The sequence below is a fragment of the Hydrogenophaga sp. genome, assembly GCF_031426985.1.
Taxonomy (GTDB): Bacteria; Pseudomonadota; Gammaproteobacteria; order Burkholderiales; family Burkholderiaceae_C; genus Hydrogenophaga.
In genome coordinates this window covers 1-24,851 of sequence record NZ_JASJOY010000015.1, presented here as the reverse complement: position 1 = coordinate 24,851, position 24,851 = coordinate 1, and the positions used below count along the sequence as shown (strand labels likewise).

Genomic DNA, 24,851 nt, shown 5'->3' with positions numbered 1-24,851 from the left:
TCAGGCCTGCGCGCGGAACCGCGCCCACCCCTTGGCCCGCAGGTCGCACGCCGGGCAGGTTCCGCAGCCATAACCCCAGTCCTGCCGGTGCTCGCGGTCGCCCAGGTAGCAGGTGTGGGTGTGTTCGACGATCAGCTGCACAAGTGCATCGCCCCCGCCGGCCACGCCCGACGCCTCACCCAGCTCGCGCGCCATCTGCCAGGTCTGGGCCTTGTCGATCCACATGAGCGGGGTGTCGATGAGGAAGCGGTGGTCCATGCCCAGGTTGAGCGCGACCTGCAACGCCTTCATGGTGTCGTCGCGGCAGTCGGGATAGCCTGAAAAATCCGTTTCGCAGACGCCGGTGACGATGACCTGGATGCCGCGGCGGTAGGCCAGCGCCGCAGCCAGCGTGAGAAAGAGCAGGTTGCGACCGGGCACGAAGGTGTTGGGCAGGCCGCTGGCTTCCATCTTGAAGGCCGTCTCGCGTGTGAGCGAGGTGTCGCTGACCTTGCCGAGCACGCCGAGGTCGAGCACGTGGTCGTCGCCCAGGCGTTCGGCCCACTGCGGGAACTGCGCGCGCAGCTCGCGCAGCACGGTCAGGCGGGCCTGCATTTCGATGTGGTGGCGCTGGCCGTAGTCGAAGCCGATGGTTTCGACACGCGGGTAGCGGGCCAGGGCGTGGGCGAGGCAGGTGGTGGAGTCCTGACCGCCGGAAAACAGGACGAGGGCGCTGGTGTGGAGGCTCATGCCGGAATGGTAGCTGTGAGATCCATGCCTCACCACCCGGCGCGCGTGCCTAGTCCAGCGCACCCGTGGAACGGGCTCCGCCCGGCCACAGGGTGCGTCCCCCTCCGGCCGCAGGCCAGAGAGGGGAAGCCGCGTCAGCGGCGCAGGGGGTGTGTACGGAACCACTCGGCGCGCGTGTCTGGTCCAGTGCACCCGTGGAACCGGCTTTGCCGGGCCACAGGGTGCGTCCCCCTCGAAGCGCCGCAGGCGCGCCACAGAGGGGGCTGAGGACCGCGGCTCCAAGCCTGCCTGCGCAGGCTTGGACGGGACGAAGAGGCATCGGCTCTGACGATGCCGCGGCCTGCAAGGCGCGCGTCAGCGGCGCAGGGGGTGCTTTCTACCCTCGGCGCTGGTCGCGGCTGGTGCCGAGCATGCGCAGCAGGCCACGGTTGGCGTGTTCGAGGCTGATGCCGTGGTGTTCACACACCTGCGGCAGTTGCGCCAGCTGGGCCGGCTGGCCCTGGGCGCGCGAGACTTCGAGGTAGGCGTTGTAGGGGCCGGTTTCGCGCAGCAGCGCGTCGTAGGCGCGGCCGGGCAGCGGCAGCTTGCCCAGCAGTTCGGGCAGGGACTTGTGCAGCAGGCGGTCGAGCTGCGAGAACAGCGCGGTCAGGAAAACCTCCGAACGCAGGTTGTCGTCGGACCCGCTGTCGAGCAGGTGCTGGGCCAGGCGGGCGCGCATGACCATGCCGTAGCGCACCGGGTGCAGGGCGTTGTCGGCCACTTCGCTCGCGGCCAGCTGCTCGGCCAGCCAGACGTCGAGCGCACCGAAGCCGATCATCATGAGGGCGTGGCGCAGCGATTCGATCTCGCGGCTGACGCCGTAGCCGGCCGAGTTGACGCGCATCAGCAGGCGGTACACCAGCACCGGGTCCTGGCGCACGTAGCGTTCGATGCGCTCCAGCGCGGCGTCCTTTTCCAGGGCCTCGCGCACCTGGCTGATGACGGCAGGATCGCAGGGCACGGGGCGGTGGCGCCAGCTGTGCAGCACGTCCTCGTCGGGCCATTCGAGCAGGCCCCAGGCGCCGGCCTCGTCCAGGCAATGGTCGGCCAGCGCGCGCGCGCCCACGCCCTCGTAGATCTGCCCGGGCACGATGGGGCTGCGCTGCGGCGGCACAGGCTGCTCTTCGGTGGGGCGGGCCTGCAGGGCTTGCAGGGCCTCTTCGGCGCTCAGGCTCAGCAGGCTGCGCGCGTCCAGCGGCGCGATGATCTCGCCCCGCACATCGGCCAGCGCGGCCTGCCGCAGCAGGGTGTGGCCGCGCCGTGCGGCCACCGAGAGATGGGCCAGCCCGTCGGGGGTGGTGAAGCAGGCGCCCGGCACCTGCAGCCAGGTGTTGGCCACGGGGGTGCAGGTCATGGCCTGTTGCCACAGGGTCGGGTGGTCGAAGGCCAGCACCAGCGGCGGCGCCGACAGCGGCCAGTCTTCTTCGAGGATCTGCAGCAGGTGTTCGGCGTCCACGCCTTCGGGCTGCACGGTGTGCACGCTCAGGCGCACGGCGGCGAGCTGGCGCGCGCGGTTCCACACCGGCTGGTAACCCAGGGCGATGCTGTCGAGGACGGTGCTGCGGCTCATGCGAGGCCTCTCATGTGATGCGCAGAGACGTGGTCGCAGCCAGGAGCCTGCGCGGCAGAAGCGCATCGGCTGCAACGGGCGGAGAAAAGTCCCATTTCGCCCCTGTTTTTCCGGCTGTGGCACCGGCCACAGTCCTCAAAAGCAGGGACAAACTGGACTCTTTTCCCACCCGTTTCGCTTCGATGCCTTCTGCCGCGCAGACTCCTAGCGCGTCGAACGCTCAGGTTCCGACCAGAGGCACCGCCGGGCCGGCTTTGCCGGACGGCTGGTGTCGCCCCCTTGAGGGGGTCACGCGAAGCGGGGCGGGGGTGTGTCATGACACGTACTGGAACAGCGAGAGCTTCTGCACCTGGGCATAGGTGGCCATGGCCGCCTGCAGGCCGGTCTGCTGGTTCTGGAAATCGGAGATGCCCTGGACCATGTCCAGGTCCTCCAGGTCGGATTTCTCCGAGGTGTGGGCCAGTTCGCTGCGGGACAGCAGGCTGTCGATGCGGTCGCCCCGGTTGAGCCAGGCCCCGGCCTGGCTGCGCGCGGCGAGCAGGCGGTCGTGTCCGGCGTCGAGTTCGGTGAGCGAGCGGCCCAGGGTGTGCACCAGCGATGCGCTCTGGCCCGTGGTGGCGCCCTTGAGCGCGTCGATGGCGTTCTGCACCACCTGGAACAGGTCGGTGGAGGTGGTCGCGGCCTTGACCTCCAGGCTGTCGCCGCTCGCCGGTGTGCCCGCCACCTGGAAGGCGATGCCGTCGAATTCGAGCGCGGCGCCGGGCGTGTAGGGCGCGCTGGCCACGGTGCCGCCGGTGGTGGTGTCGGTCACGCTGTATTCCATGACGCCGGCCACGTCGGCAAAGCTGACGGTGTAGTCGTGGCCGGTGACGGCCGAGGGGTTGCTCACGCGGCCGGTGTCGGCGCGCACGCCGCCGGTGTTGCTGGCACCCAGGTCGATGGTGAAGCTGCCATTGCCGGGCGGCACCTTGAGAAAAACGGCGTCACCGTCCAGGGCCTGGGGCAGCGCGTGGTTGCCGCCGACCTCCTGGCCGCGCTGGCCGTCGAACCGCACCGCACTGCCGGTGGGGCTGTAGACCTCGACGAACGGGGTGGACGAGCCGCCCAGGCCGCCAAAGAGCGTGCGCCCGGCGCTGTCGCGCTGGTTGGCCACGCCGATGAGCTGGTCGCGCAGGCCTTCGAGCTCCTGCGCGAGGTTGGCGAATTCCTTGCTGCCGTAGGTGGCGTTGCCGGCCGCCACCAGCACGTCCCGCACGTCCTGCACCAGCGAGCCGGCCTCGCCCAGCGCGCTTTCGGCCTGCGTGATGCTGGTGCGCGAATGGTCCAGTGCGCGCTGGTCGGCCGCCACGCGCGAGAGCTTGTTGGCCGCCGACTCGGCCAGCACCGCGGCCACCGGGTCGTCGCTGGCGCGCAGCACGCGTTTGCCGGTGGAGATGCGTTCCTGCAGGTCGCTCAGGTCGGCCTGGCGCTTGTTCAGGTTGCCGATGGTGCTGTCGTAGCTGTGGGCGGTGGCGACTCTCATGACGATCTTTCTCCGCTGTCCAGGCTGCCGAAGCGACAGACATGGCGGGTGATACACAAGCTTCCAGTGACACCGAGGAACCGGCTTTGCCGGGCCTCAGGTGTCGTCCCCTGGGGGGTGGCGCGAAGCGACGCGGGGGGGTTCATGTTCAGCTAAGGGTCTGCAGCAGGGTGTCGAAGGTGCTCTGCGCCACCTGCAGGAACTTGGCCGCGGCCTGGTAGGACTGCTGGAACTGCAACAGGCGCGCGGCTTCTTCGTCAAGGTTCACGCCCGACACCGCGGCGCGCGCGTCTTCGGTGCTGCTGGCCACCTGGCTGGAGAAGCTCGATTCGAACTTGGCGCCCTGCACCGAGGTGCCCAGGTGCGACAGCAGGCTGCCGTAGCCGTCGGCCAGGGCCACGCCGTCGAAGGTGGCCAGGTCGCGCAGGCCCAGCATGGCCTTGGCATTGCCGGCGTTCTGCTGCGTGCTGCCGGTGGTGGACGCGGCGATGGCCAGCGTGTCGCCCGCGGCGGGGCTGCCGCGCAGCGTCAGGCTCCAGCCGTTGAACATCAGCGGCTGGCCGGCCGTGTAGGTGACGCTGCCCAGGTCCAGTCCGGTGTCCGTCGCGGTCGCTGTGACGGTGCCATCGGCCTGGAACGTGAGGGTGACCGGGTCGGTCAGGTTGGCCGAAGCCTGCACCGCGTGCAGGCCTTCAATGCTCAGGCCACCGGCGTTGGTGGCACCGGGCGTGACCTGCACCGGGCTGGCCGCGGCCAGCCGGGTGGGCGAGCCGATGGCCACCTGCATGTTGCGCGCCGCGTCGGCAAAGGGCTTGACGCGGAAGCGGTCGCCCGCGCTGCCCGCCCCGGCGTCGAGTTCGAAACGCAGGCCGTCCACTTCGGCCGGCAGACCGGCGAAGCTGGTGGCGTTGCCGTCGGACAGGCGCACCACGCTCACGCCGCCGGCATCGAAGCGGACCTCGTAGTCCGAGGCCTGCAGCGCGGTCGGATCGCTCACGCTGGCGTGCAGTTCGGCGCTGCCGGTGTTGGTGCTGGCGGGCAGGCCGGTGGTGTTGGCCGCGGGCAGGAAGAAGTCGCCGCCCGGGTTGCCGGCCAGGTCCACGCCCAGGCGGTTCTGCGCGTTGACGGTGGTGCCCAGCGCCAGCGCCATGCGGCCCAGCAGGTTCTGCATGTCGGTCAGGTCTTCGCTCATGAAGGTCATGAGGCCCCCGAGCTGCCCCCCGAGGGTGGCGTCGGCCAGCTCGGTCTTCACACTGCCCTGCAGGAAAGAGATGTGGATCTGCGCGCTGTCGGCCACGTCGCGCGTGACGGCCAGGCTGTTGGCGCGCTGGCCCAGCACCAGCGGCTGGCTGCCGGCCACGAACACGCTGAGGCTGCCGTCGTCGGCCGGGATGGTGCTCAGCTGGATGTGCTGGCTCAGCTCGGCGACCAGCGCATCGCGCTGGTCCAGCAGGTCGTTGGGGGCGCCGGCGCTGCCCTGGTTTTCGATGATGCGCTGGTTGGCCTTGGCGATGTCCTGCGCCAGGCGGTTGATGGTGATGACCGTGCTGCGGGCCTGCTCGCCGCCGCTGTGGGCCAGGCTGTCGAGCTGGCCGGCGGTGTCGCGCAGGCGGGCGGCCATCTGCTCGCCTTCGGCCAGCGCGACCACGCGGGCCGACAGGTCGGTGGGCGAGGACGCGATGTCGGACCAGGCGTTGAGCATGTCGTTGAGCGCGACGCCCAGGCCGTCTTCGCCGGTGGGGAACAGGGTTTCGAGCTGCTGCAGGCGCGTATAGCGCTCACCGTCGGCCGCGGCCAGCGAGCCGGCCAGCTGCGCTTCACGCGTGAGGTAGGCGCTGTGCGCGCGGCTGACGGTGTCGATCTCGGCACCCTTGCCGAAGTAGTTGCCGCCCAGGACCTGGTAGCCCGAGGACATCATCTCCACCGACTGGCGCGAATAACCCTCGGTGTTGACGTTGGCGATGTTGTGCCCGATGACCTGCAACGCCGCGAGGTTGGCGTTCAGGGCGCGCGCGCCGATGTTCAGAGCGGCGGTCATGTCTGTGCCCTCTGCAGCTGCAGCGTGGTGTTGATGGCGCGGCTGAGCTTGGCGGCGTACTGCGGGTCGGTGGCGTAACCGGCCTTCTGCAGCCCGGTGGCAAAGCCGTGCACCGAACCGATCTGGTCCATCGCCTTGTCGTAGCGCGGGCTGTTGCCGATGAGCTTGGCGTAGTCGCGGAACGAGTCGGCGTACGAGTCGTAGGCGCGAAACTTGGCGACCTGCTTGCGCGGCACGCCGTTGACGTATTCGGTGGTCACCACCTCGGCGACCTTGCCTTTCCAGCTGCTGGTAGCCTTGATGCCGAACAGGTTGAACGCATTCGAGCCGTCGCGGTGGCGGATCTCGCTCTTGCCCCAGCCGGTCTCGTGGCCGGCCTGGCCGATCATGTAGCTGGCGGGAATGCCCGACTCGCGCGCCACCACCTCGGCGGCCTGCGTGTGCTGGCTCACAAAACCGGCCTGGCGCGAGCCGGTGCTGGCGCGGCTGACCGTGCTGGGCGTGGCGTGGGTGGCACCGCTGGTGGACCCGATGCCACTGCCCGCAGGGGCGGCGCTGGCACCGCCCATCTGGCGGCCCAGTTGCCGTTCGATGGCTTCGGACAGCCCACCGGGCAGGCCCGAGAGCTGCACCGCGAACTGCTGGTCCAGCAGGTCGGTGCCCATGTCGCTGCCTTCGTTGTCCATCAGGCCGGACTTGCTGGTCGCCTCGCGCATGCTCTTGATGAGCTCGCGCATGAACAGCGACTCGAACTGCTTGGCCGCTTCCTTGAGCGCGGCCTTGTCGTTGCCGCCGCCCGCACCGAAGCGCAGCGCATTGAGCGCCGACGGATCGGCCGCCAGGCCCTGGAACGACAGCGACTGCGTGCTGCTGCTCACAGCAGCCTCCCGGCCTTGGCACTGGCACGGCGTCGCTGGGTCGAGGCTTCCACGCGCAGCATGCCGCTGACGGTGCAACGCATGCGGCAGACCGACACCACGGACGCGTCCGGCGCGAAGGCCGACCGTTCCAGAGCAGCGCGGAACCGGCTTTGCCGGGCCGCAGCTGCTGCCCCTTGAGGGGCGGAGCGGCTACACGCAGTGAGCAAGCGACGGGGGTGGTTCATATCACCTCCAACTCGGCGTTCAACGCGCCAGCGGCCTTGATCGCCTGCAGGATGGCCAGCAGGTCCTGCGGCGTGGCGCCCAGGGCGTTGAGCACGCGCACCACGTCGGCCAGCTTGGGCGCGGCCTCGACGTTGATCAGCTCGCCCTTGTCCTTGGCGATCGAAATGTCGGCCTTCTCGGCCTGCACGGTCTGCCCGCCCGACAGCGGGTTGGGCTGGCTGACCACTGGCGTGGAACTGATGCTGACCGACAGGTTGCCGTGCGCCACGGCGCAGGCGCCCAGGGTGACGGCCTGGTTCATGACGATGGAGCCGGTGCGCGAATTGATGATGACCTTGGCCGCCGGGGCGGTGGTGGTGATCTCCAGGTCCTCGACCTGGGCCAGGAAGCGCACGCGGGCGTCGGGGTTCTGCGGGGCGCGCAGGCGGACCACGCGGCCGTCGATGGCCGAGGCCGTGCCCTCGCCCATCTGCAGGTTGATGGCGTCGGACACGCGGCGCGCGGTCTGGAAGTCGCTGGACTGCAGGCCCAGGTCGATGGTCTCGCCCAGCGCGAACGGCGTGGGCACGCTGCGTTCGACCTGCGCGCCGCCCGGGATGCGGCCGGCGCTGAGGTGGTTGATCTGCACCTTGCTGCCGCCGGCCGACGCACCCGCGCCGCCGACCAGCAGGTTGCCCTGGGCCAGCGCGTAAATCTGACCATCCGCGCCCTTGAGCGGGGCGGTGATGAGCGTGCCGCCGCGCAGCGACTTGGCGTTGCCAATGGAGGAGACGGTGGCGTCGATGGTCTGGCCGGGCTGGGCAAAGGCCGGCAGCTGTGCGGTGACCAGCACGGCCGCCACGTTCTTGAGCTGCATGGCCGCGCCGGCCGGCAGGTTCAGGCCCAGCTGCTGCAGGTAGTTCTGCATGCTCTGGGCGGTGTAGGGCATCTGGGTGGTCTGGTCACCGGTGCCGTCCAGGCCCACCACCAGGCCGTAGCCGGTGAGCTGGTTGCTGCGCACGCCCTGGACCGCGGCGATCTCCTTGATGCGTACGGCCTGCGCATCGAGCGGAACCCCCAGCCACACCAGGCCGCCGGCCGCCAGCAGCAGCCACCACAGGGCGCGGCGCAGGCTGTGGGCGCGCGTGGCACGGGCCACGAACAGGGTGCGTTGTGAGGGGGCTGGCATGGGGAACACCGAGCGTTGGAACTTCATGCCCCCAAGGTTAAAAAACTTTAGAAGGGCATAACGCTCAAAAAGAACCGTGCCAGCCAGCCTATTGCTTGCACTTCACCTTGCGCACCCTGGTTCCTGGATGCAATGCGCGCGTTGGCCACCTGGGTCGAGGCCACCACATTGCCGGGGCGGATGTTGCGCGGGTCCACCGTGCCCGAGAAGCGCAGCACGTCCACGTTTTCGTTCACGCCGATCTGCTTTTCGCCGGCCACCAGCAGGTGGCCGTTGGGCAGCACCTCCATGACGGTGGCGGTGATCGACCCTTCGAACTTGTTGGCGCTTTCGGTGCCGCCCTTGCCGCTGAAGGTGTTGCTGGACGAGGCCGTGGCGTCGAGCTTGGCCAGCTGGGCCGCCTTCATGAACGGCGCGGCCGCCACGGACGACGACACATCGCCCGCGCGGTCGATGGTCGACGACGACTTCTGGCTGGCCGTGATGTTCTCGGTGATCTGGATGGTCAGCGAGTCGCCGGGCAGGCGCGCGCGCGGGTCTTCAAACGCCGGGCGGTAGGCCACCGGGCTGAACAGGCTGCCCGTGACGGCGGGCGCCGCCGGTTCGGCGCGGTAGTGCACCGGGCGGCTGGGCGCCACGTCCACCTCGGGGCTGTTGCGCAAGGTGGCGCAGCCCCCGAGCGACAGGCCCAGGGCCAGCACGGCGGAGGAAGAAAGAAGGGTGCGTTTCATGGCATTTCCTGGTGAATGCTGGCGCCAAGGCCACAACGAACGGGACAGCTGCGGTGCCTGAAGTGCCTTGTTCCAGGGCGCCGTGGAACCGGCTCCGCCGGGCCACCAGCGCCGCCCCCTGGGGGGTGACGCCGAAGGCGGCGCGGGGGGGAACTCATCCTTGCGGCGCGGGGGGATCACAGCTGGCTCAACCGCTGCAGCATCTGGTCCGAGGTGGTGATGGCCTTGGAGTTCATCTCGTAAGCGCGCTGGGTCTGGATCATGGTCACCAGTTCCTGCACCACATTGACGTTGGAGGTTTCGACAAAACCCTGCATCAGGTTGCCCATGCCCGCGCTGCCGGGCGCGCCGTTGATGGGGTTGCCCGAGGCCAGGCTTTCGCTGAACAGGTTCTGGCCGCGTGGCTCCAGGCCGGCCGGGTTGACGAAGTTGGCCAGTTCGATGTTGCCCACCTGCTGCGGGGTGGCCTGGCCCGGCATCTTGGCCGAGACCACGCCATCGGCCGACACGGTGACGCTCTGCGCTTCGGCCGGGATGGTGATGCCCGCCGTGAGCGGGTAACCGCTGCTGGTGACCATGCGGCCCTGGGCGTCGAGCTGCAGGCTGCCGTCGCGGGTGTAGCCCACGGTGCCATCGGGCATGGTGACCTGCAGGAAACCGCTGCCGTTGATGGCCAGGTCGAGGTTGTTGCCCGACTGCTGCAGGCTGCCCTGCGTGAACGAGCGGCTGGTGGCCACGGTGCGCACGCCCAGGCCCAGCTGCAGGCCGGTGGGCAGCTCGCTCTGCTCGGAGCTGTTGGCCCCCACCTGGCGCAGGTTCTGGTACATCAGGTCTTCAAACACCGCGTTGGCGCGCTTGAAGCCGTTGGTGGACACGTTGGCCAGGTTGTTGGAAATCACGTCCAGCTGGGTTTGCTGGGCCTGCATGCCGGTCTTGGAAATCCACAGCGAATTGATCATGGTGTGCTCCGGTCAGAAAGGAAATCAGCCATTCAGGCTGAGCAGCTGGGCTGCGGTCTGGTCGTTCTTCTCGCCGTTCTGCAGCATGCGCATCTGCACCTCGAACTGGCGCGCCACGGCGATCATTCCAACCATGGCTTCGATGGGGTTCACGTTGCTGCCTTCGAGCGCACCGCTCTGCACGCGGGCCGTGGCGTCGGCGTCGAGGGTGTCGCCCGCGGCCGCGCGGAACAGCCCGTCGGCGCCGCGCAGCAGACGGTTCTCGTCGTCGGGCGTGACCAGCTTGAGCTTGCCCAGCGCCTGGCCCGGCTGGCCGGGCACGCGGGCGGTGACGGTGCCGTCTTCGCCGACTTCCACCTGCGCGCCGGACGGCACGGTGAGCGGCCCCCCGTCGCTGAGCATGGGCAGGCCCTGGGCGTTGACCAGGGTGCCGTCGGGGCTGACTTCCAGCGCGCCGGCGCGGGTGTAGGCCTCGGTGCCATCCAGACCCTGCACGCTCAGGTAGCTGCCGCCGCGCACCGCCACGTCGAGGTTGCGGCCGGTGTTGGTGACCGGGCCGGGCGCGTCCGAATGGCCGGCCGTGGCTTCAAGCGCGAACACCCGCGAGCTGGCGCCGTCGCCGCGCACCGGCACCGCCCGGAAGGTGGCCAGCTCGGCGCGAAAGCCCGGCGTGGACGCGTTCGCCAGGTTGTTCGACAACAACTGCTGGCGGTGCTGCGCCGCGTTGGCGCCGGTCATCGCGGTGTAGATCAGGCGGTCCATGGTGGGCGATCCGAAGGGTGGGTGAAAGAGAGGGCGGTAACGGAGCCGGTGTTGCGACGCGCGAGGTGTCTTCGTCCAGGGGCACCGCGGAACCGGCTTTGCCGGGCCGCCAGTGCCGCCCCCTGACAGGGGGTCGCGCGCAGCGCGGCGGGGGTCATCGCATGTTCAGCATGGTGCTCAGCACCTGGTCCTGCGTCTTGATGGTCTGCGCGTTGGCCTGGTAGGCGCGCTGCGCGGACATCATGGCCACCAGCTCGGCGGTCATGTCGATGTTCGAATCTTCCAGCGCACCGGCGCGCAGACTGCCGAACTTGCCTTCGCCCGGCGCGCCGCGCACCGGTTCGCCGGTGGCGTAGTTGGCTTCCCAGTTGCCGCTGCCGGTGGGCTGCAGGCCCTGCACGTTGCGGAAGTTCACCAGCGCGATCTGGCCGGCCGCGCGGGTCTGGCCGTTGGAGTAGCTGGCGGTGATGACACCGCTCTCGTCGATCTTCAGGCTGGTGAGTTCACCGGGGCGGTAGCCGTCCTGCGTGAGGTTGGTCACCGCGTAGTCGATGCCGAACTGGGTGGCTGAGCCGAACGACATGTCCACCGGGAAGGTCACGGCCGGGTCGTTGGGCGAAGTCAGGGTCAGCGGCGGGATGGTGGTGGCCGGGTCCAGCGTGCCGTCGGACAGGAAGTTGATGGTGAAGGGTGTGGACGCGGCCGGGTCGCTGCCGTTGACGCTGGTGTAGACGTTCCACTGGTTGTTGCCCGTCTTCTGGAACGCCAGACCGACCGGAATTTCCAGGCCCTGCGGGTCGTAGGCGATGACCGAGGTGCCGTAGGTCGACAGCGGCGTGGGCGGCACGGCCGTGGCGGCGATGGGGGCACGCGCGTCGAGGTTGAACTCGGCCGTGATCTCGCTGGTGTTGCGCGCCGGGATGGGGCCGCCGGTGGGCAGGCTCAGCGGCTGCGTGGTGAAGCTCAGGCGGGTCCCGAACTCGTCCGTGGGGTAGCCCATGAGCTGGGAGCCCTGGTTGTTGACGATCTCGCCCTCGTTGTTGAGCTTGAACATGCCGGCGCGGCTGTAGGCCATGCCGCCGTTGGGCATGGTCAGTTCGTAGAAGCCGCTGCCGTTGATGGCCACGTCCAGGTCGTTGCCGGTGACGGTGACGTTGCCCTGGGTGAACAGCTGCGTGACCTTGGCCACCGTCACGCCGATGCCGGAGTTGACGCCTCCGGAGGCGTTGATGGAGCTGGCGTAGAGCTCGGCGAATTCGGCGCGCGAGGCTTTCATGCCAACGGTGGAAGCGTTGGCGACGTTGTGGCCGATCACGTCCAGGTTGCGGCTGGCGCTGTTGATGCCGGAGAGTCCTTGCTGGAATGCCATGGTGCTGTCCTCGAAGAATGAATGGGGGGAGCGGTTGCAGAAACGGGGGGTGGCGGTGGCGTCACATGAAAGCGTCGACCTGGTCGTAGGCCAGGCGCTGGCCGTTGGCCAGCTGCAGCTTCATGGCGCCGTCCTGGAAGCTGACGGCCGAGACCGGCACCAGCGACTTGGGCGTGGCGGTGACCGCACCGCTGCTGTCGGTGGCGCGGATGGCAAAGCCCTTGACGGTGCTGGTGTCCACGCCGGTGGCGTCCCAGCCGAAGGCGTGCTGGCCGGCCTTGAGGGCGCCCAGCTCGACGCTGTCGATCACGGCGCCGTTGGTGCCCACGATGTCCACGACCACATTCGTCGCCGCGGCGTCCAGTTCCAGCGCGCCCTGGGCGGCGTCGCCGTCGATGTAGAGGCTGCTGCCGTCCACCACGGCGTGGCGACCGATCAGCGCCGTGCCCTGCATGGCCTGCATGGCGCTGTACTGGTCGGCCATGCTCTTGAGCGTGTCGTTGAGCTGCTGGATGCCGCTGACCGTGTTGATCTGCGCCATCTGCGTGGTCATCTGCGCGTTGTCCATCGGGTTGAGCGGGTCCTGGTTGTTCAGCTGCGCGACCAGCAGCTTGAGGAACCGGTCCTGCGAGGCCTGGGCGTCCGTCGCGTTGTTGGTCTTGGTGGCCGTGGAGCTGCCCACGGTGGTGCCGAGGTTGCCGAGGTCCAGCGGGCTGGCGAGCATGGTCATGGTTCAGTCCCTTTCAAGGCGAGGTTCATTGCCCCATCTGGAGCGTTTTCATCAGCAGGGTCTTGGCCGTGTTCATGACCTCGACGTTGTTCTGGTAGGAGCGCGAGGCCGAGATCATGTTGACCATCTCCTCCACCGGGTTCACGTTGGAATGGGTCACGTAGCCCTCGGCGTCGGCATTGGGGTGGCCGGGGTTGTGCACGCGCTTGCCGGGCAACTGGCTTTCGGTGATGGTCTGCACCTTCACGCCGGCGCTGCCCGGGTCGTTCAGCGGCACGGTCTGGAACACGACCTGGCGCGCCTTGTAGCTCTGGCCATCGGGGCCGGCCACGGCGTCGGCGTTGGCCAGGTTCGAGGCCACCACGTTCAGGCGCTGCGCCTGCGAGCTGATGGCACTGCCCGAGACACCGAAGATGGAAAACATGGACATGGTGGTCTCCTCTCAATGCACCGTCACTGACCGCTGATCGCGGACAGCATCGTCTTGACGTGCCCGTTGATGAACCGCAGCGTGGACTCGTAGCGGATGCTGTTGTCCACGAAGTTGGCGCGCTCGCGGTCCAGGTCCACCGAGTTGCCGTCCTGCGACGGTGAGGTCTGCACGGCGTAGGCCAGCTCGGGGTTCAGCGGGTCGGTCTGGCCCAGGCGCAGGTGGCGCGCGTCGGTGGTGCTCACGGCCGAGCGCGGCACGCCGCCGGCGGCGGTCTTGAGCGCCTGCGCGAAGTCGAAGTCGCGGGCGATGTAGCCCGGCGTGTCGGCGTTGGCGATGTTGCTGGCCAGCACCTGCTGGCGCTGCGAACGCAGCAGCAGCGCGTTCGACTGGAAGTTCAGTCCGGCGGTCAACTGGTCCAGCATGGTCGGCTCCTGGCAGGGGTGGTTGGGGCGGCAAAAGCGCGGGCTTTCACCGGTGTGGGGACAAGTATGGAAAAACTTGAGGCTCGCCAATGGCCGGAACAAGCGCCGCTTTTGCGGGCATTTCCCTGCTTTGTGCTGCGACCCCGCCCCCTACAGTGACCGGCATGTCGCAGCCCTGGGACCTCCGTTGACCCTTCCTGCAAACGCCCCCAACCCACCGACCGAACCGCCATGTCCACCCCCACCCTGCGCGTCATGCGCCGCCTGCACGCCCCCCCGCCGCCCAGCGCCTGGGCACTGGCCACCCTGGTGCTCTGTGCGCTGATGGTCTGGCCCGTGACCGGCCGCACCCAGACCGCCGGGCTGGGCAGCCTGGAACAGCTGGCGCGCGACTTCGTGGCCCCTTCACTGAATGGCGGTTCGCTCGCGCCCGCAGGCCAGTCGCCGCTGCGCCCCGAAGTGGTGGTGGGCACGCTGGACACGCGCCTGCGCCTGGCGCCCTGCAACAAGGTGGAACCCCACCTGCCCGCCGGCACCCGCCTGTGGGGCCGCAGCCGCATCGGACTGCGTTGCGTGGACGGTCCGACCCGCTGGAACGTGTTCGTGCCGGTCACCGTCAAGGCCTGGGGCCAGGCCTGGGTGCTCAAGCACCCGGTGGCCAGCGGCGCCACCCTCACGCAAGACGATGCCGAAATGGCCGAAATCGACTGGGCCGCGCAAACGGCCAGTGTGCTGGCCAGTCCGGCGCTGTGGGTCGGCCGCCAGGCCGCCTACAGCTTGCAGCCCGGTCAGGCGCTGCGCCAGAACATGGTGCGTGCCGCCCCGGCCTTTGCCGCCGGCGCCCTGGTCAAGGTCAGCAGCGCCGGCACCGGCTTTCAGGTCGTGGTGACCGGCGAGGCCATGGGCCCGGGCATCGAAGGCCAGCCCACCCGGGTGCGCCTGCCAGGTGGCAAAGTGGTCAACGGCCTGGTCCGCGACGCCCAGACAGTCGAAATCGACCTCTGACGACCCTATGCAGGGGCGCTTTCGTGAAACACTCCACAAAAAAGGGCTCAAGTCACCCCTCTGATGTGTCGATAGCCTTTTCACAACGCCCCAACTACGGGGCCTGGAGAGTGAAATGAAAGTCGATTCTTCACCGGATTCGTACATCGGTTCCGTCGCCGGTGGCCCGCAAAGGGCGGCCGAACAGCGCCCCACCGCGGGCGCTGAAGCCGCCGCAGCGGCCGGCGCAGCAGCCAAACCCCAGCCCAGCGCTGGCGTGACCGTCACGCTGTCCGCCGCCACCAGCCAGGCCGTTTCCGGCACCGGTGGCAGCAGCAGCGACGTGTTCAACGCCGACAAGGTCGAGGCCATGAAGGCCGCCATCGCCGATGGCAGCTTCCAGGTCAACGCCGAAGCCATCGCCGACAAGATGTTGTCCAACGCGGCCGAAATGCTCAGCGGCAGCCGCGGCTGAACACCGCCCATCGGCCCAACCCACACCGAGGCCCCCCCATGAGACCCAACGCCCCCAAGCCCCACCCCTGGATCGCTGCCCTGCAGACCGGGCTGGATGGCCTTGAAGTCGCGTTGCTGGCCGGCGATGCGGCCGGTGTGGAACGCGCCAGCGCCCAGGTGCAGGGCGTGTTGCAGAACGCCCCCCGAACGGCCGAGTTCGCGGTGCCCGGCACCCTGCGCACCGACATGCAGCAGGCCGCCCAGCGTTTTGGCCAGCTGCGCCAGGCCGTGTTGCGCACCCAGGCGCAAAGCCAGCGCGCGGTCAAGAGCATCCTCCCCCAGACGGCCCAGCCCACCTACGGCGCCATGGCCGGCCGTGCCTACGGCAGCACCGGCGGCGCCGGTCAAGGCTACCTGCGCGCCTGAGCGGCAGGTCCCTTCCTTTCCCCTCTCCCTCCCCTCTCCGTTTCCTGCGGCTGCGTTGCCGCGGCGCGGCGGTGCCCGCACGCCCGAACGTCGCCCCGTTGCGCGCGCGGCAGCGTTCCGGCGAATCCCTGTCCTGTCCTGCGATCGGGCGGCGACCGCCGCATGAAAAAGGCCACCGCTGGGGTGGCCTCGTGACTTCTGGGGAACGGTCCGCGTTCAGTGTTCGCGCAGCTTGGCGCGCAGGCGGGCGATGGACTGGCTGTGCAGCTGGCAGATGCGCGATTCGGTCACGCCCAGCACGGCGGCGATTTCTTTCAGGTTCATGTCGTGCTCGTAGTACATCGACATGATCTGCTGTTCGCGGTCGGGCAGCACCTTGATGGCGGCCACCAGGGCCATGCGCATGCGCTGGTCGCCGAGCACGGCCGAGGGGTCGGCTTCGGTGTCGCCCATGTGGCGGTCCAGGAAGCCGTCGTCGTCGTCGCCGTGGCCGCTGATGTCTTCCAGGTACACCAGCTGGGTGCCGCGCACCTTGGCCAGCAGGTGCTGGTAGTCGGCCAGGTTCATGCCCAGCTCCTTGGCGATCTCGCTTTCCATCGGCGCGCGGTGCAGCTTCTGCTGCAGGCGGTGCACGGCCTGTTCGATGTCTTTCTGGCTCTTGCGGGAGCCGCGGCTCATCCAGTCGCCTTCGCGCAGCTCGTCGATCATGGCGCCGCGGATGCGCTGGCTGGCAAAGGTCTCGAACTGCACGCCTTGCGCGGGTTCGAAACGCGCGATGGCTTCGGTCAGGCCGATCATGCCGACCTGGATCAGGTCGTCCAGCTCCACGCTGGGCGGCAGCTTGGCGATCATGTGGTGGGCCAGACGCCGCACCAGCGGGCTGTATTTGCGCAGCTGGTCGTCCCGGTTGAGGGTGCCTTTGGCGGTGTACATCGTCGTCAACTCCAGAGCGTTTGGGCGGTCGCAGCGGTGTGGCGGCCGTCCTGGACGGCGGGGCGCAGGCCCGGCTGTCGTGTGGGGGTGTGGTGGCGGGTGAGCGCGCTGTCGAGCACGCGCAGACCCCAGGTGTGGGTGGGCCAGACCTGCACCGGCAGGCCCAGGTGGCGTTCGGCGCAGTCGGCCACGCTGTCGACCACCGGTTGCAGGGCCGCGTCGGCACCGGCGCCGGTCTGCAGCGGAGCCAGCACCGGCGTCAGGCCGGCCTGGTGCAGCAGCTTGAGCGCGCCATAGGCGTCCAGCGTGGCCTGGGCCTGCGGCAGCACCGGCACCAGGGCGCGGGCGGTCAGGCCCGCGAGCAAGACGGTCAGCGCCGGCGCGGGGGCGAACAGCAGCACCAGGGCGTCGGGCGAAAAAGGCGAGAGCAGGCGCGAGAGCGCGACACCGGCACCGGCGTTGCGGGCGGTCTGCTGCAGGTGCTGCAGGCCCAGGGCGGCGGGCATGACCAGCCATTCGTGGCCGTCGGGCGCCGTGCCCAGGCCGGCGATGGACGGGTCCTGCAGCGTGTGCAGCAGGCCCAGGTGGCTGCCGTTGCGTTCGCGCCCGGGGTTGGCTTCGGGGGCGCTGCCGTCCACGATGACCACGTCGCGCCCCATGGACGTGAGGTGCGCGGCCAGGGTGCACAGCCATTCGTAGGCGCGCGCCGGCTGGGCCGGGGCGGCCACGGGCATGAGGGCGGTGCCGGCGCTGGGCGGCTCGGCGCGCAGGCCGGCGGCCTGGTCGTGTCCGACCTCAAACATGGGAGGCTCCCAGGTCGATGCCGCGCGTGGAGGCTTGCGAGAAGTAAAAGCCCATGTCGGTGGCCAGGGGGTCGTAGGCGGACTTGCCTTCGCTGCCCATGGACACGCGCACCAGGGCGGCGGCGTCGGGGTTCTGCCAGTCTTCGGGCACGCGCTGGCCGTTGGCCACGCCGCGCAGCACCGCCTGGTGGCGGATCAGGGCGTCGATGGCGGGGCCGAGCTTGACGGCCTCGTCCACCTTGGAGAGCACCACGCCGTGCAGCGCGCTGGCCTTGAAGGAGGTGAGCACCTCGTCCAGCGTGTCGCCGTGCGCGCCGGCGTTGAGCACCAGGCACTTCTTGACCTTGGGCATGTCCAGCACGTCGAGCATGTCCTGGATGCGCTGGTCGCGCTGGCCCAGGCCGGCGGTGTCGATGATGACCATGCGCTTGTTGGCCAGCAGGTTCAGCAGGTCCTTGAGCGCGGCGCGGTCGTGCGCCAGGTGGGCCACCACACCCAGCATGCGGCCGTAGGCGCGCAGCTGTTCGTAGCCCGAGACGCGGTAGGTGTCCAGCGTGATCAGGCCGACGCTGCCGGCGCCGTACTGCTTGACGCACTGGGCGGCCAGCTTGGCGGCGGTGGTGGTCTTGCCCACGCCGGTGGCGCCGATCAGGGCGATCACGCCGCCTTCGTCGCACAGGCTGGCGCCGGGGGCGGCGACCTTGAGGTTGCGGTTGAGCACGTCCATGACCCAGCGCACGGCTTCGGGGGCGCCGCTGTCGGTGGGCACGCGTTCGAGCACGGCGCGCGACATGGCCGGCGAGTAGCCCGAGCGGATCAGCTTGAGCATCAGGTTGGACTGGATCGGGTTCTGCTTGGACGAGCCCAACCAGGCCAGGGTGTTGAAGCGCTCCTCGATCATCTCCTTGAGCGCCGAGAGTTCGACCGCCACGTTGGTGCCGTCGTGGTGCACCACGGGCGGCTGGGTCGGCACCGAGTCTTCCCAGGCGGGCTGGGCGGCGCGGGTGCGGATGGGGGCCGGCGCGTTGAAACGCTGCACCGGCACCTGGATCTGTTCGGCACGGGCCTGCTGCTGCGGCCGGCGCGCTTCGGCGGGCTGGGCGCGCGGCGCGGCGGGCGCGGCCGGGGCAGCGGAGGCGGCGGCTTGCGTGGGCAGGTCGGCCGCGTCGGTGTCGCCGTTCAGCGATGCGCGGCGCTTGCGCAGCATGCGTTCGCGCACGTATTCCTGGAACGACAGCGTGCTCATGGCCATCTGCTCGGTGTCGCCTTGCACCGTGTCGTCTTCGAGCTGCAGCGCCTCGCGGCCGGGGGTGGCGCGGGTGCGGATCGGCATCGGGCGGGCCACCGGCTGGGCCACCTGGGCCAGGCTCTCTTCGGCCGCGGCCATCACCTCGAATCCCTCTTCGGTCGACCGGCTGGACAGGATCACGGCCGTGTCACCAAAAACGTGACGGGCCTTGGCCATGGCTTCGCGCGAGGTCGGTGCGGTGAATCGCTGGATGTTCATGATGCAAGTTCCCCAAGGATCGGGCCGATACGGATGAGATGGGTTTCAGGGATTTCGCTGTGGGCGAGCACCTGCAGGCGGGGCGCGGCACGGCGCAGCAGGCGCGCCATGGACGAGCGGATGGCGTCGGGCACCAGCAGGCAGGCGGGCACGCCCTTTTCTTCCTGCTTGTTGGCGATGTCGGTGGCCGACTTGCTGAGCATCTCGGCCACGCCGGGGTCCAGCGCGGTGCCGTTGGCGCCGGTCAGGGCCTGCATCAGCAGACGCTCCAGACCGGGTTCGATGGCGATGACTTCGAGTTCTTTCACCGGGCCGTAGATCTGCTGCACGATGGCCGGCGACAGCGCGGTGCGCACGCGGCGGGCCAGCTCGGCCGGGTCGGTGGTGGCGGTGGCGTGCTCGGCGATGGCTTCGATGATGGTGCGGATGTCGCGCACGTTCACCGACTCTTCCAGCAGCAGCTGCAGCACTTTCTGGAACGCGGCGATGGAGATCATCTTGGGCACGACTTCTTCGATCAGTTTCGGGGCCAGGCGGGTCACGTGTTCGACCAGGTCCTGGGTCTCCGTCCGGCTCAGCAACTTGGCGGCCTGGACTTGCATCAAGTGTGAAAGATGCGTCGCCAGCACAGTCTCGGAATCAACCACCGTAAAACCGGCCATTTGCGCGTGTTCCCTTTGCTTGTCTTCGATCCAGTGCGCGGGCAGGCCAAAAGCGGGGTCCTTGGTGGGGGTACCGATCAGCGGCGTTCCGATGCCACCGGGGTCGATGGCCAGGAACATGCCGGGGAACACCTCGCCCTCGCCCACCACCACGCCCCGCAGCGTGATGCGGTAGCCGCTGGGCTTGAGTTCCAGGTTGTCGCGCACGTGCACGGCCGGCGGCAGAAAGCCCACTTCCTGCGCGAACTTCTTGCGCACGCCCTTGATGCGGGTGAGCAGGTCGCCCTGGCGCGCCTTGTCCACCATGGCGATCAGGCGGTAGCCCAGTTCCAGACCCAGCAGGTCGACCGGCTGCAGGTCGTCCCAGCTGGCTTCGCCGTCGCTGGCGGGCGCCGGGGCTTCGGGCGCGGGCGGCGGCCGGCGTTCTTGCTGCAGGCGCCACCAGGCCAGGGCGCCGAAAAGCGCCGCGAAGACCAGAAAGACGGTGTGCGGCATGCCCGGCACGATGCCCAGCAGGCCCATCACCCCCGCGGTGATGCCCATGACCTTGCTGGACAGGAACATCTGCTCGACCACCTGCACGCCCAGGTCTTCGTCCTTGCCCACGCGCGAGACCACCATGGCCGCGGCCACCGAGATCAGCAGGCCCGGGATCTGCGCCACCAGCGCGTCACCCACGGCCAGCAGGATGTAGCTGTCGGCCGCCTGCCCGACCGACAGGCCGTGCTGCAGCACCCCGATGGCGAAGCCACCGATGATGTTGATGAACAGGATCAGGATGCCGGCGATGGCGTCGCCGCGCACGAACTTGCTGGCACCGTCCATGGAGCCGAAGAACTCGGCCTCTTCGCCCACTTCGGCACGGCGGCGCTTGGCTTCCTTCTCGTCGATCAGGCCGGCGTTGAGGTCGGCGTCGATGGCCATCTGCTTGCCGGGCATGGCGTCCAGCGTGAAGCGCGCGCTCACCTCGGCAATGCGCTCGGAGCCCTTGGTGATCACCACGAAGTTGATCACCACCAGGATGGCGAACACGATCAGGCCGACCGCGAAGTTGCCGCCGATCAGGAAGTGGCCGAAGGCCTCGATCACGGCGCCGGCGGCGCCGGCCCCGGTGTGGCCTTCGAGCAGCACCACGCGGGTGGAGCCGACGTTGAGCGACAGGCGCAGCAGCGTGGTCAGCAGCAGCACGGTGGGGAAGACCGAGAAGTCCAGCGGGCGGCGCATGTAGGCCGCCACCATCATCACCACCAGGGCGATGGCGATGTTGAGGGTGAAGAAGGTGTCGAGCACCCAGGGCGCCAGGGGCAGCACCATCATCGAGAGGATGGTGATGACCAGCAGCGGCGCGGCCAGGCCGTTGGCCCAGGGCGCGTAGCGGCCGAACCATTGCTGAAGGATCTTGAGTTGCGCGTTCATGGTGTTCAGGCTGCGGTGGCGGGTGGCGTCCAGTGCGGATCGAGTTCGGGCGGCACCTCAGGCGTGGGCATCTGGCCGGGCATGGCGCCGCGGCCGGCCAGGGCGGCCTTGACCTGGTAGACATAGGCCAGCACCTGGGCCACGGCGGTGTACAGGGCCGAGGGGATCTCGCCGTCGATCTCGGTGTGGGCGTAGAGCGCGCGGGCCAGCATGGGCGACTGCAGCACCGGCACGTCGCTGGCCTTGGCCACGTCGCGGATCTTCAGCGCCACCAGGTCGGCGCCCTTGGCGATCACGCGCGGGGCGGCCATGGTGGCGTCGTCGTACTTCAGGGCCACGGCGTAGTGGGTCGGGTTCATCACCACCAGGTCGGCGCGCGGCACGGCGGACACGCTGTTGCGCTGGGCCAGCTCGCGCTGGCGCTGGCGGCGCCGGCCCCTCATGTGCGGGTCGCCTTCGGACTCTTTGTGCTCGCGCTTGACCTCTTCGAGCGACATCTTCAGCCGCTGGGCGTGCAGGAATTTCTGGATCGGGAAATCGATCATCGCGAACACGGTGACCACCAGCAGCAGCACCCCAACCCCGGCCATCAGCCACTGCCCGAGCTGGCCCAGGCCGCCTTCGAGCGGCTGCACCAGCAGCGAACCGAAGGCCTGGAAATGGCCGCTGAGGAACTGCCAGCCAACCAGGCCGACGATGCCGGTCATGAACACCAGCTTGAGCGTTTCCACCAGCTGCTGTTTGCTGAACAGGCGGCCGATGCCGCTGAGCGGGTTGATGCGGTTGAGGTCGGGCATCAGCGGCTTGGTGCTCAGCGCCCAGCCGCCGGAGGCGAAGGCCACGCCCAGCGCGATGGCCAGCACCAGCAGGCCCAGCGGCAGGGCCAGCAGCATCCACTGCGCGGCGGCGCCGCTCAGGCGCTCGGCCATCATGGCCGGCTGGCTCAGGGTCTGCAGGTCAAAGCGCAGCTGCTGGCGCAGGCCGGTGAGCAGCTGCTCGAAGCCCGCGGGCAGCAGCGCCATGAGCACCACCGCACCGCCGCCGAGCACCGCGAGGTTGCCCAGGTCCTTGGAACGCGCGATGTTGCCTTCCTCGCGCGCCTTTTTCATGCGCTGCGCGGTGGCTGGCAGGTTCTTGTCTTGGGCGGAGGACGACATCGGTCTGACTCGGTGAAACTTGAGTCAGATTGTGGAAGTCGGGCCCCGAAATGAAGGGGAGAAAAGGCGGTGCAGAACCGCGCTTATCAGAGAGCAGAAAAGCCAACCGGAGCGAGGGTCGCAGTCCCGGCGCGTTCTGCGGAATTGCGCCCGCCGCCGGCGCGAAGTGCCTGAGCCCAGCATGCGGTGGAACCGGCTTTGCCGGGCCACTCGCATGGCCCCCTTGAGGGGGTGACGCCGAAGGCGGCGCGGGGGTGGGCCAGAGTCTCGGCTAAAAGCCCAAACTCGCCAGAAGATCGTCCACGTCTTTCTGTCCGCTCACCACGTCGGTGCGGCCTTCGGGGTCGACGACCGGGCCCTGCAGCGGTTTCATCTCGAAGGCCTTGTCCTGCCCCGGCGTACCTGTGGGCGCGGACTGCAGCAGCAGGCTCAGCAGCTGCTCTTCTATCGTGCCGGCCAGCTGCACCACGCGGCTGATGACCTGGCCGGTGAGGTCGTGAAAATCCTGCGCCAGCATGATCTCGGTCAGGCGCGTGTCGGTCTGTTCGGCCTGGGCCACCACGTCCTGCGACCACTCCAGCAACTCGGGCATGGCCTTGGCCAGGCCGGGCACGCGGGTGATGGTGTCGCTGAGCTGGCGACCGCGCTGGACGATCTGGGCCTGCTCGGTCTTGGCGCCGTCCACATGGTTGAGCACTTTTTCGGCGGCCTCGCCCGTCAGCCGGGCGATGTAGGACAGGCGGCTCTGCGCGTCGGGCAGTTGCTCGACCGTGCCTTTGAGCTTGTCGGCGTAGCCCAGCTCCTTGAGGGCGTCATGCAGCTGGCGCGTGATGGTGCCCAGTTGCTGGAACATCAGGTCGCTGGCGGGGCCCGGTTGGGCTTCGTTCTGATCCATGCTGCACTCCCTTTGGCTGGATCAGAGACCCATTTTTTTGAAGATATTGGTGAGCTTGTCTTCCAGCGTCGCCTTGGTGAAAGGCTTGACGATGTAGCCCGCCGCACCGCCCTGGGCGGCCTGCACGATGTCTTCCTTGCGGGCCTCGGCCGTCACCATCAGCACCGGCAGGTGCTTGAGGGTTTCGTCCTTCTTGATCTCGGCCAGCAGCTGGAAGCCGTTCATGTTGGGCATGTTGATGTCGCTGACCACGAAATGGAAGGTGCCATTGCGCAGCTTGTTGAGCGCCATCACGCCGTCCTCGGCCTCGTCGGCATCGGCATGGCCGATCTCCTTGAGCAGGTTGCGCACGATGCGGCGCATGGTGGAGAAGTCGTCAACGATCAGGAATTTCATCGGGGTGGCCATGGATGCCTCCGGGGGCGCTGGTGGGAATCAAAAAAAATGGTGCGGGCGGCACTCACGCGCCCGCGTCTGCATGGGATTTCGTCACTTCGGCCGATTTCTGAAGCCGGCCCTGGCTGGGGGCTTGCGCGGCCGGCGCGGTTTCGGCGGGCGCCGTCGCAGGCGCCGTCGCGGGAGCGGCCTCGGTGGGCGGGGGATCGGAGAGATCCACCGCCCCGCCGCTGCCCAGCGCTGCGGGCATCAGGCGCTGCTCGGCCTCCCGCGTGAGCACCAGGATGCTGATGCGCCGGTTGATCGGGGCGCCGGGGTTCTGCGCTTCCAGCAGCCGGCTCGACGCCAGCCCCTCGACCCGCACCAGCTTGTCGTCGGGCAGGCCACCGGCCACCAGCTCGCGGCGCGAGGCGTTGGCCCGGTCGCTGGAGAGTTCCCAGTTGCTGTAGCCCCGGTCGCCACTGCCGTAGGGCGTGGCGTCGGTGTGGCCCGAGAGCGCGATGCGGTTCTCCACATCGCTCATGGCGCCGCCGATGGCGCGCAGGATGTCGCGCATATAGGGTTTGACCAGTGCACTGCCGACGTCGAACATGGCGCGGCTCTGGTCGTCCACGATCTGGATCTGCAGACCGTCGGGCGTGCGGTCGATCCGGATCTGTTTGCCAAAGTCCTTGAGCACCGGGTTGTTGGCGATCACATCCTTGATCTTGGCGTGCAGCGCGTCGATGCGCACGGCGTCCTGTCGGGCGAGTTCGGCGCGCGCCATCTGCGCGCCCATGAGCTTGGCCGCGCGCTCGGCGTCGCCGCCATCGACCTGACCGGCCGATTTGGACAGGTCCCGCCCGCCACCGGGCAGGATGGAATCGCTGTTGCCGGTGCCGTCGCCGCCCATGAGCGAGACCTTGGCCGGACTGGCGAAATACGACGCGATGCCCTGGAGTTCTCCCTTGGAGGTGGACCCCAGCAGCCACATCAGCAGGAAGAACGCCATCATGGCCGTCACGAAGTCGGCGTAGGCGATCTTCCAGGCGCCCCCGTGCGCCGCGTGCCCACCCTTCTTGATGCGCTTGACGATGATGGGCTGCAGTTTTTTTCCATCACCGGCCATATGAACCTCCCCACCCCTGCCGCGCTGCGCGCGTCCCCCTCAAGGGGGCGGCACTGGCGGCCCGGCAAAGCCGGTTCCGCGGTGCCCTGGAACAACGGCCCCTCAGGCGCATAGTCCGGCGCATCGATGAAAGAACGTACTGCACAACAAGCTGCAGCGGTGGCGCGCCATCTAGAGCACCCGTGGAACTGGCTTCGCCAGGCCACTGGGTGCGCCCTCCCTCGCGAAGCAGAGGGGGGGAGCCGCGCAGCGGCGCAGGGGGGTGTTCCGAACCCACCGTGGAACTGGCTTCGCCAGGCCACAGGGTGCGTCCCCCTCCCGCAGGAGAGGGGGAAGACGCGAAGCGGCGCAGGGGGTGTTTCACTTCTTGCCTTTCACGTGGCTCTCGAGCTCGGCGAAGTTCGGGCGCACATCCGAGAACAGCACCTTGCGGCCGAATTCGATGGCGGTGGACGGCGCGTAGCCTTGCATGGACGCCAGCAGCGTGGTCTTGATGCACAGGAATTCCTTGCCGCTCTCTTCCATCTTCT

The 24,851-nt window shown here is 68.8% G+C and carries 24 protein-coding genes and 1 pseudogene; 3 read left to right on the top strand and 22 right to left on the bottom strand.

Going from position 1 to position 24,851, the window contains the following annotated elements; genetic code table 11:
• The 13 genes from queC to flgB all read right to left on the bottom strand — a co-directional run bounded on the left by queC (window position 1) and on the right by flgB (window position 13,578).
• Window positions 1-729 carry a 7-cyano-7-deazaguanine synthase QueC gene (gene queC / locus RMP09_RS02345; RefSeq protein WP_310564400.1) on the bottom strand — a complete coding sequence of 243 codons (729 nt, stop codon included), beginning with the start codon at window positions 727-729 and terminating at the stop codon, window positions 1-3.
• 376 nt (window positions 730-1,105) lie between these two features.
• Complete coding sequence (locus tag RMP09_RS02340) at window positions 1,106-2,338, bottom strand: HDOD domain-containing protein (protein ID WP_310564399.1); 1,233 nt, start codon at window positions 2,336-2,338, stop codon at window positions 1,106-1,108.
• 313 nt (window positions 2,339-2,651) lie between these two features.
• The gene (gene flgL / locus RMP09_RS02335) at window positions 2,652-3,860 is read right to left on the bottom strand and encodes a flagellar hook-associated protein FlgL (RefSeq protein ID WP_310564398.1); all 1,209 of its coding nucleotides are present in this window, start codon (window positions 3,858-3,860) and stop codon (window positions 2,652-2,654) included.
• A gap of 148 nt (window positions 3,861-4,008) precedes the next feature.
• Window positions 4,009-5,898, bottom strand: a complete 1,890-nt coding sequence (gene flgK / locus RMP09_RS02330; RefSeq protein WP_310564397.1) for a flagellar hook-associated protein FlgK — start codon at window positions 5,896-5,898, stop codon at window positions 4,009-4,011.
• A complete protein-coding gene (flgJ, locus tag RMP09_RS02325; protein ID WP_310564396.1) occupies window positions 5,895-6,776 on the bottom strand; it encodes a flagellar assembly peptidoglycan hydrolase FlgJ in 882 nt (293 codons plus the stop codon). Before flgJ ends, flgK begins: the two co-directional genes overlap by 4 nt.
• 223 nt (window positions 6,777-6,999) lie before the next feature.
• Window positions 7,000-8,172 carry a flagellar basal body P-ring protein FlgI gene (locus RMP09_RS02320; protein WP_409559673.1) on the bottom strand — a complete coding sequence of 391 codons (1,173 nt, stop codon included), beginning with the start codon at window positions 8,170-8,172 and terminating at the stop codon, window positions 7,000-7,002.
• A 47-nt stretch (window positions 8,173-8,219) separates the two neighbouring features.
• Window positions 8,220-8,903: a flagellar basal body L-ring protein FlgH gene (locus RMP09_RS02315; protein ID WP_310564394.1), complete on the bottom strand. Its 684-nt coding sequence runs from the start codon at window positions 8,901-8,903 to the stop codon at window positions 8,220-8,222.
• Window positions 8,904-9,079: 176 nt separating this feature from the next.
• Window positions 9,080-9,862, bottom strand: a complete 783-nt coding sequence (gene flgG / locus RMP09_RS02310; RefSeq protein ID WP_310564393.1) for a flagellar basal-body rod protein FlgG — start codon at window positions 9,860-9,862, stop codon at window positions 9,080-9,082.
• 24 nt (window positions 9,863-9,886) lie between these two features.
• Window positions 9,887-10,624: a flagellar basal-body rod protein FlgF gene (gene flgF, locus RMP09_RS02305; protein ID WP_310564392.1), complete on the bottom strand. Its 738-nt coding sequence runs from the start codon at window positions 10,622-10,624 to the stop codon at window positions 9,887-9,889.
• A gap of 154 nt (window positions 10,625-10,778) precedes the next feature.
• A complete protein-coding gene (gene flgE / locus RMP09_RS02300; RefSeq protein WP_310564391.1) occupies window positions 10,779-11,993 on the bottom strand; it encodes a flagellar hook protein FlgE in 1,215 nt (404 codons plus the stop codon).
• Between the two features lie 61 nt (window positions 11,994-12,054).
• Window positions 12,055-12,723: a flagellar hook assembly protein FlgD gene (locus RMP09_RS02295; RefSeq protein WP_310564390.1), complete on the bottom strand. Its 669-nt coding sequence runs from the start codon at window positions 12,721-12,723 to the stop codon at window positions 12,055-12,057.
• A 25-nt stretch (window positions 12,724-12,748) separates the two neighbouring features.
• Window positions 12,749-13,153 (bottom strand): flagellar basal body rod protein FlgC, encoded by a 405-nt coding sequence (gene flgC, locus RMP09_RS02290; RefSeq protein ID WP_310564389.1) that lies wholly within the window; start codon window positions 13,151-13,153, stop codon window positions 12,749-12,751.
• Window positions 13,154-13,176: 23 nt separating this feature from the next.
• Window positions 13,177-13,578: a flagellar basal body rod protein FlgB gene (flgB, locus tag RMP09_RS02285; protein ID WP_310564388.1), complete on the bottom strand. Its 402-nt coding sequence runs from the start codon at window positions 13,576-13,578 to the stop codon at window positions 13,177-13,179.
• Window positions 13,579-13,809: 231 nt separating this feature from the next.
• Between flgB and flgA the strand changes: the two genes are divergently transcribed.
• From flgA to RMP09_RS02270, 3 genes are all read left to right on the top strand, one after another.
• Entirely contained in the window at window positions 13,810-14,583 is a 774-nt protein-coding gene (gene flgA, locus RMP09_RS02280; RefSeq protein ID WP_310564387.1) for a flagellar basal body P-ring formation chaperone FlgA, read from the top strand.
• A 115-nt stretch (window positions 14,584-14,698) separates the two neighbouring features.
• Entirely contained in the window at window positions 14,699-15,037 is a 339-nt protein-coding gene (flgM, locus tag RMP09_RS02275) for a flagellar biosynthesis anti-sigma factor FlgM (RefSeq protein WP_310564386.1), read from the top strand.
• 38 nt (window positions 15,038-15,075) lie between these two features.
• Window positions 15,076-15,444, top strand: a complete 369-nt coding sequence (locus RMP09_RS02270; protein ID WP_310564385.1) for a hypothetical protein — start codon at window positions 15,076-15,078, stop codon at window positions 15,442-15,444.
• A gap of 216 nt (window positions 15,445-15,660) precedes the next feature.
• Here the strand turns inward: RMP09_RS02270 and RMP09_RS02265 are convergent, their stop codons facing one another.
• From RMP09_RS02265 to RMP09_RS02225, 9 genes and pseudogenes are all read right to left on the bottom strand, one after another.
• Window positions 15,661-16,377 carry an RNA polymerase sigma factor FliA gene (locus RMP09_RS02265; protein WP_310564384.1) on the bottom strand — a complete coding sequence of 239 codons (717 nt, stop codon included), beginning with the start codon at window positions 16,375-16,377 and terminating at the stop codon, window positions 15,661-15,663.
• A 5-nt stretch (window positions 16,378-16,382) separates the two neighbouring features.
• Complete coding sequence (locus RMP09_RS02260; protein ID WP_310564383.1) at window positions 16,383-17,180, bottom strand: hypothetical protein; 798 nt, start codon at window positions 17,178-17,180, stop codon at window positions 16,383-16,385.
• Window positions 17,173-18,687, bottom strand: a complete 1,515-nt coding sequence (gene flhF, locus RMP09_RS02255; RefSeq protein WP_310564382.1) for a flagellar biosynthesis protein FlhF — start codon at window positions 18,685-18,687, stop codon at window positions 17,173-17,175. The genes RMP09_RS02260 and flhF overlap by 8 nt, the downstream gene beginning before the upstream one ends.
• The gene (gene flhA / locus RMP09_RS02250) at window positions 18,684-20,765 is read right to left on the bottom strand and encodes a flagellar biosynthesis protein FlhA (RefSeq protein ID WP_310564381.1); all 2,082 of its coding nucleotides are present in this window, start codon (window positions 20,763-20,765) and stop codon (window positions 18,684-18,686) included. Before flhA ends, flhF begins: the two co-directional genes overlap by 4 nt.
• 5 nt (window positions 20,766-20,770) lie before the next feature.
• Window positions 20,771-21,922: a flagellar biosynthesis protein FlhB gene (flhB, locus tag RMP09_RS02245; protein WP_310564380.1), complete on the bottom strand. Its 1,152-nt coding sequence runs from the start codon at window positions 21,920-21,922 to the stop codon at window positions 20,771-20,773.
• Window positions 21,923-22,193: 271 nt separating this feature from the next.
• Complete coding sequence (locus RMP09_RS02240; RefSeq protein ID WP_310564379.1) at window positions 22,194-22,817, bottom strand: protein phosphatase CheZ; 624 nt, start codon at window positions 22,815-22,817, stop codon at window positions 22,194-22,196.
• 21 nt (window positions 22,818-22,838) lie between these two features.
• Window positions 22,839-23,225, bottom strand: a complete 387-nt coding sequence (cheY, locus tag RMP09_RS02235; protein WP_310564378.1) for a chemotaxis response regulator CheY — start codon at window positions 23,223-23,225, stop codon at window positions 22,839-22,841.
• Between the two features lie 52 nt (window positions 23,226-23,277).
• On the bottom strand, window positions 23,278-24,321 hold the full coding sequence (gene motB, locus RMP09_RS02230; protein WP_310564377.1) for a flagellar motor protein MotB: 1,044 nt from the start codon (window positions 24,319-24,321) through the stop codon (window positions 23,278-23,280).
• A 360-nt stretch (window positions 24,322-24,681) separates the two neighbouring features.
• Window positions 24,682-24,851, bottom strand: a pseudogene (locus RMP09_RS02225) (flagellar motor stator protein MotA); the annotation flags it as partial.